The sequence below is a fragment of the Fodinibius salinus genome (assembly GCF_008124865.1).
GTDB classification, from domain to species: Bacteria; Bacteroidota; Rhodothermia; order Balneolales; family Balneolaceae; genus Fodinibius; species Fodinibius salinus.
On sequence record NZ_VNHY01000004.1, the window covers coordinates 332628 to 339220 of the forward strand.

The 6593-nt window shown below is 46.9% G+C and carries 4 protein-coding genes; 2 read left to right on the forward strand and 2 right to left on the reverse strand.

Going from position 1 to position 6593, the window contains the following annotated elements; translation table 11 throughout:
- Nucleotides 1-29: 29 nt before the first annotated feature.
- Complete coding sequence (locus LX73_RS12165) at nt 30-842, reverse strand: sulfite exporter TauE/SafE family protein (protein WP_148899777.1); 813 nt, start codon at nt 840-842, stop codon at nt 30-32.
- A complete protein-coding gene (locus LX73_RS12170) occupies nt 839-1618 on the reverse strand; it encodes a PhzF family phenazine biosynthesis protein (RefSeq protein WP_148899778.1) in 780 nt (259 codons plus the stop codon). The genes LX73_RS12165 and LX73_RS12170 overlap by 4 nt, the downstream gene beginning before the upstream one ends.
- Nucleotides 1619-1967: 349 nt before the next feature.
- Between LX73_RS12170 and LX73_RS12175 the strand changes: the two genes are divergently transcribed.
- The gene (locus tag LX73_RS12175; RefSeq protein ID WP_148899779.1) at nt 1968-4370 is read left to right on the forward strand and encodes an endonuclease MutS2; all 2403 of its coding nucleotides are present in this window, start codon (nt 1968-1970) and stop codon (nt 4368-4370) included.
- Between the two features lie 465 nt (nt 4371-4835).
- Nucleotides 4836-6293, forward strand: a complete 1458-nt coding sequence (locus LX73_RS12180; protein ID WP_148899780.1) for an LpqB family beta-propeller domain-containing protein — start codon at nt 4836-4838, stop codon at nt 6291-6293.
- The last annotated feature ends 300 nt before the right edge of the window (nt 6294-6593 follow it).

A 6593-nucleotide genomic window follows, 5' to 3' on the forward strand; every position in this document is an offset into this window, starting at 1 on the left:
ATATCTAAAAGGGACAAAGATTAAAGTTTTTAAAAAACATCAGTCAGTAACTTTACCGCCATCCCAATGGCTAATACTGCAAAGGCAAACTGTAGATAGCGTCTGTTAATTTTTAGGTTAAACAGTGCGCCAGCAAACCCACCAAGCAAACCACCCAATGCTAACGGAAGGGCTGCACCAAAATCCACATAGCCCCAGTGAAATGCCGTTAGTGTATCTATGTCTCTTCCTGTTAAGCCGAGTTGTATCCATCCCGAAAATGAGATGACCACAATAGCCAGCGATGAAATACTTACCGTCCGGGCAAAAGGTTTGTAATACCATAGATTGAGCAGCGGAACCATCACGCCTCCACCCCCGATGCCTCCGAGTGCTGCAACAAATCCGCCAAGCCCGCCCGATACTAATGACTGTCCCATACTCAACGGGTTATTATTCTGCTGCATATGCTTCTGCTTTTTGGATCCTCTGCTATAAAACATAAAAGCTACATACATCAGCAAGAGACTAAAGAAAATTACAAATACCTGCTCGCTGTAGTATGGAGAAGTAATCACCTGCTTACCAGCGAAAACACCCACAGCTCCCATTACCCCCACTTTGATGCCCTCTGACCAGAAAAAGTTCTGCTGTTGAAATTGTCGCACCGAGCTACCCAAAGAGGCTACAAAAGTGCAAAATAAGGAACTGCCGATTGTCAAAACCACAGGATCGGAAATCTCGCCATCACTAAATACCACAAAAAGTATGGGCGTGAAAAGGATACCACCGCCAAGCCCAAACAGTCCGGCAATGATTCCAGCAATAATTCCCAGAAGAAACAGCGTAACAATCTCAATCATAATGTGATAACCCCTTGCATGAATGTACACGCCTGGCCACCCAGTGCTATCCGATCGCCATGTTGACGACAATAAACCGTGCCGCCGCGCTGCGACACTTGTCGTCCTACCAGTTTTTCTTTTCCTAATTGTTGAGCCCAATAAGGGGTGAGCATTGTATGGGCCGAGCCTGTAACCGGATCCTCATCCACACCCGCAGCCGGAGCAAAAAAGCGGGATACAAAATCAACCTGCTTACTGGGTGCAGTTACTATAACGCCGCGCGCATCGGCTTTGGAAATTGCTGCAATATCGGGATCCAGGTTACGAATCTGCTCTTCGTTTTCGAGCACGTAGAGGTAATCGGTATCGTGGTATAATTCTTTGGCCGGATGTCCAATTGCTTTTTCCAAAAAATCGGGCGTTTCGGTAGCATTGAGGGCAGCAGCAGGAAAATCCATTACCAGCTGGTCGTCTTCCTTTCGTACCTTCAACACGCCGCTGTTGGTATCAAACTTGATCGTACTTCGCTGATACTCCAAGTGTTCAAACAAGACATGTGCCGAGGCCAGTGTTGCATGCCCGCATAAATCAACCTCGGTAGTGGGCGTAAACCAACGGAGGCGGTATCGATCATTCTGTGGCACAAAAAATGCCGTTTCAGATAAATTGTTTTCCATCGCTACCTGCTGCATCAGCTCATCAGAAACCCATTCACTTAATGGGCAAATGGCTGCCGGATTGCCTTCAAAAAGTTTAGAAGCAAAAGCATCAACTTGATAGATTGGTAGTTGCATATCAGATTTTTGATTTAACTTAAAAAATCTCTCCCTGAGGAAGGTATCCATTCACCAATGGCGGGTAAGACAAAAGAGTTGGGGGGTATAATTTACACCTCTATTCCAGAGCCCAAATTATCGGCCCGGGGTACTCCCCTAGAGGAGAGACTATTTATTTACTAGAATTCTTTTTTCTATACTTCTCCATTTAACAATTATTTAACTCTTTTCAAATTCATCATTTTCGGCCAAAGAAGCTTATATTACTGTTTAATAATTAATCACCGAGATTGAAGATAATACCAAACGTAACGTTGTAAAATCCTCAGCGTTCTCTGCGGTAAAAATAATAATTCCATATTTATAAATGCACTTATTTCCCGAACGACTTAGCGAAAAAATAGGATTTGATACCGTACGATCAGCGGCAGTAACCAAAGCACGATCCCAGATGGCTCAGGAACAACTTGCCTCAATGATGCCCTTTTCTGATCGACAGGTGATTAACAGGCGGCTCAGCCAAACAGGCGAAATGATGGATCTGCTTCAAAATGATTCGGCCTTTCCTCTGCGCAACCTACATGATGTAGAAGACTTTCTGGAAAAAGCACGCCCCAAAAACAGTATTATTCCGCTGCAAGCCTTCATAAAAATTCTCGAATTAAACATTACCGCGCGACGTATAAAATCATACATCGAGCAGCGCGAAGAATACTATCCTGCCCTAAAAGAAGTTTCGATTGGCTTAATCCCACTGGAAGATCTGGAAGAGACCCTACAGGATGTACTCACCGAAAACGGGGAGCTCCGTAACGATGCCAGTCCCAAGCTAAAGTCCATCCGCAACAAAATTAAAAGCCAACGCAACAATTTACGTACAACAATTAACCGAGTGATGGGCCGACTTTCAAAACAAGGCATGACATCAGATGAGGGGCCAACTATCCGCAGTGGTCGCATGGTCATTCCCGTTCAGGCAGAATACAAACGAAAAGTTAAAGGGTTTGTGCATGATGTTTCCTCATCGGGGCAAACGGTCTATATAGAACCGGTGGATGCACTGACCATCAACAATGAGATTCGCGAGCTGGAGTCTGAGGAGAAGCAGGAAATTGAACGTATTTTGCGTGAGCTGACAGCCCACATTCGAGATAAACGCGATTCCATCCGTCAAAATATGAAGGTGCTCACCACTTTTGATATCATTGCCGCCAAAGCACAGCTCAGTATTGATCTGAATGGATTTACGCCCGTCATCTCAGAAACATCACATCTTTATTTTAAAGAGGCTTACAATCCACTGTTATTACTCAAAAACCAGGAACTACCCAAAAATGAGCAAGAAAATGTGGTGCCGTTGGATATGGAATTGTCCGAGGATGAACGCTGCCTCGTTATAACAGGACCCAATGCCGGAGGCAAATCAGTGGCACTTAAAACGTTGGCGCTTTGCTCTATGATGATGCAGGCCGGATTTGCTATCCCCGCCCGCGACAGCTCGGAAATACCTGTTTTTAACAGCATCTTCGTGGATATGGGTGACGATCAATCCATCGAAAATGACCTGAGCACTTTTTCTTCGCGGCTGGAATGGATGAAACATACACTTAATCATGCGGATGAACATAGCTTAGTGCTCATTGATGAAGCCGCAGCTGGAACGGATCCTGAAGAAGGAGGTGCCCTTTTTCAGTCGCTCATTGAACAACTGATGGAACGCAAATCCAAAATATTAGTCACCACCCACCACGGATCGTTAAAAGTTTTTGCCCATGAGCATGAATATGCCGTCAACGGATCCATGGAGTTTGACCAAGATACCCTATCGCCAACATATCATTTCAAAAAGGGGGTACCCGGCAGTAGCTACGCTTTTGAAATTGCCGAACGTATGGAGCTGCAAGATGATCTACTCAACCAAGCACGCCTGCTGTTGGGCGAAGCGAAGAGCGATATGGAAACGCTCATTTCGGAGCTGGAAACTAAAAGCCAAGAAGCTGAAGAACTGAAGCAAAGATATGACAAGCTTAAAGAAAATACCGAAAAAGAACGACACCGCTATGAAGAAAAACGCTCGGCTATTGAAAAAGAAAAAGAACAGATTCGTGAAAAGGCGTTAAAAGAAGCCAAAAAAATTATGGATTCGGCTAATCAAAAAATCGAACGAGCCGTTGAGCGTATTGTTAGCGAGGGAGAAAAAGATGAACAAACCATTAAACAGGCTCGCAGTGAGGTAGAAAAACATCAGCAAAAAGTAGACACTGAACTCAAAAAATTAGAAGATAAAAGAGAACAACAGTATCAGGATTCAAAAGAAAAACCGAAAATAGGCGACTTGGTTCGCCTGCAGGATGGCAATACTACCGGCGAACTCAAAGAAATTGACGGAGATAAAGCCGTAGTTTTAGCCAGCGGATTACGGCTCAAAACAAAATATAATAAACTGGTGAAGGTAAAGGGTGCTTCCGATCAGAAATCGAAACAAAAGGTGAAAGTAAACTTTGAAGACGGCAGCCGTCACAAAATGGTTAAACCTCAACTAAGTATTCGCGGGATGCGCGGTAATGAGGCGATGAAGAAAGTACAAACCTATCTAGATAATGCTATTGCTGCAGGACGTGATCAAGTACAAATCGTCCATGGTAAGGGAAAAGGCATCCTTAAAAATCTGGTCCACGAATATTTGGATCAACGAAACGAGGTGAAAGGCTACCAAATGGCGCCTATCCAACAGGGCGGCAATGGCTGTACCGTAGTAGAGTTTAAATAGCTACAAGCTTATAAAAATTAGATACAATAATTATAAGCAAGTACTACTCTATAAATAGCACCACTTTCTAGGGGGCAACAATAGTTACAGCAGCAGTGAACTCCCATATAGCTCAGGCTATATCTAACTTTCCTTTACTCCCTCAAATATATTTCGCTTGTGAGTCAATAAGGATAATAACCGATATTTATCCTCCCAGTGCTTCTACAGGTATGTCACTTCTGTGCAGACTGGGCGTTATCATTCTGTGCAATAGAACTATCGATTACACTTCCCAGCTGTGCTACGAAGTTAATTTGTCCTCTGTTCGCCTTCCAGTACGCATATTGCAATGTAGGAGCAGTATATAGTTGGCTTTTTGGACAGAATACCTCCCATTAGGGTGCCCCCACCTACCGATATGTATAAGGACCTGGGATGACAGTAGATCACGACAGTTAACTTGAACAAAACTCTTATTTCATCATGAGACGACTAATACAACTAGCGACTTTATTTTTGACCATCCTATTGGTGGCGGCTTGTGGCGATGACGGCCATGGCCCGACCAATGGCAACAATAACAATAGTGGCGAGCCCACCACCGGGGCGGTGGAAGTGGCTACTAACAGCACCGGCGACGATATTGACGGCGACGGCTACACCGTCACTGCCGGTGGGGCCAGCCAAAGCGTGTCCTCCTCGGGCACCGTAATCTTGGCCGGCCTCTCCGAAGGGGACGTGGATGCCAAACTAACCGGTATTGCCGGCAACTGCTCGGTCAACGGCAGTAATCCCCAAACGGTGACCATTACCGCCGGGGATACCACCTCTACCTCCTTCGACGTGGAGTGCCAGACCGTGACCACCACAGGGGCGGTAGAAGTCACCAGCAGCAGCACCGGTGACGACATTGACGGCGACGGCTATACTGTCAATGCGGGCGGGACCAGCAAGAGCGTGTCTTCGTCGGGCAGCGTGATCCTGGCCGGCCTCTCCGAAGGCAACGTGGATACCGAGCTGTCCGGGGTCGCCGGCAACTGCTCAGTCAACGGCAGTAACCCCCAAACGGTGACCATTACCGCCGGGGATACCACCTCTACCTCCTTCGACGTGGAGTGCCAGACCGTGGCCGACGGCCAGATTGTCTTTAGCAGCGACCGCGACGGTGATTTTGAAGTTTACCTGATGAATACCGACGGCTCCTCACCGACGAAACTGACCGACGAGCCCGCTGCTGACATAGCTGGGGCGATTTCTCCCGACGGCACCAGGATTGCTTTTGTCAGTAGACGTAATGGCACGAACCACCTGTATGTGATGGATGCTGACGGGTCGAATATCCAGCAGCTGACATCCACGGGTGCGGATGTGATTAGGTCAGCGGGTCCCAGCTGGTCGCCGGATGGCAGCAAGATTGCCTTTGTGGACTACCGCAGCGGGAATACAGAAATTTATACGATCGGGGCCGACGGCAACGGCGAGCAGCGGCTGACCAACGACAGCGCTGGGGATTCTTGGCCACACTGGTCCCCGGACGGATCCAAGATTGTCTATGCCAACAACCGTTCGGGAAATCTTGAGCTGTATACCATGAACCCCGATGGCAGCGGCGAGCAGCGGCTGACCAACAGTAGTGCTAATGATCAACACCCCCGCTGGTCGCCGGATGGCAGCAAGATTGCCTTTGTCAATAATCGTTCAGGAAGTACTGAGATCTATACCATGAACCCCGACGGCAGCGGCGAGCAGCGGCTGACCAACTATATCGGACCGGACTTCTACCCCAGCTGGTCGCCGGATGGTTCCGAGCTGATATTTGATACTTACCGCAATGGTACTGATGAAATCTATAAAATTAATGCCGACGGCAGCGGGACGCCTACTAACCTGACGACCCACAGCGCCAACGACCAAATTCCTTACTGGAGCCCAGTGGAATAATTATTTACTGATATTGTTCTTTATCATAATCACCCGCAGTGGCGTCACAGCTGCTGCGGGTTTTATTATGGGTCAGACCTGCCGGGGTTTATGATCAAATTCATTTGTCCTCTGTTCGCCTTCCAATACGCATGTTACAATATAGGAGCAGTCTATTGCTGGCTTGTATTGGCAGGTATGCTCATTAGGGGTACCCCTGCCACCAATGTGTATAACAACCTGTGATGATATCCAATCACAACAATTAACTTAAACAAACCTCTTATTTCATTATGAGACGACCAATACAAATAGCGACCT

Excerpts from the sequence above, each read along its gene's own strand:
- LX73_RS12165 (WP_148899777.1), bottom strand. The coding sequence starts at position 842 with ATGATTGAGATTGTTACGCTGTTTCTTCTGGGAATTATTGCTGGAATC.
- LX73_RS12170 (WP_148899778.1), bottom strand. The coding sequence starts at position 1,618 with ATGCAACTACCAATCTATCAAGTTGATGCTTTTGCTTCTAAACTTTTT.
- LX73_RS12175 (WP_148899779.1), top strand. The coding sequence starts at position 1,968 with ATGCACTTATTTCCCGAACGACTTAGCGAAAAAATAGGATTTGATACC.
- LX73_RS12180 (WP_148899780.1), top strand. The coding sequence starts at position 4,836 with ATGAGACGACTAATACAACTAGCGACTTTATTTTTGACCATCCTATTG.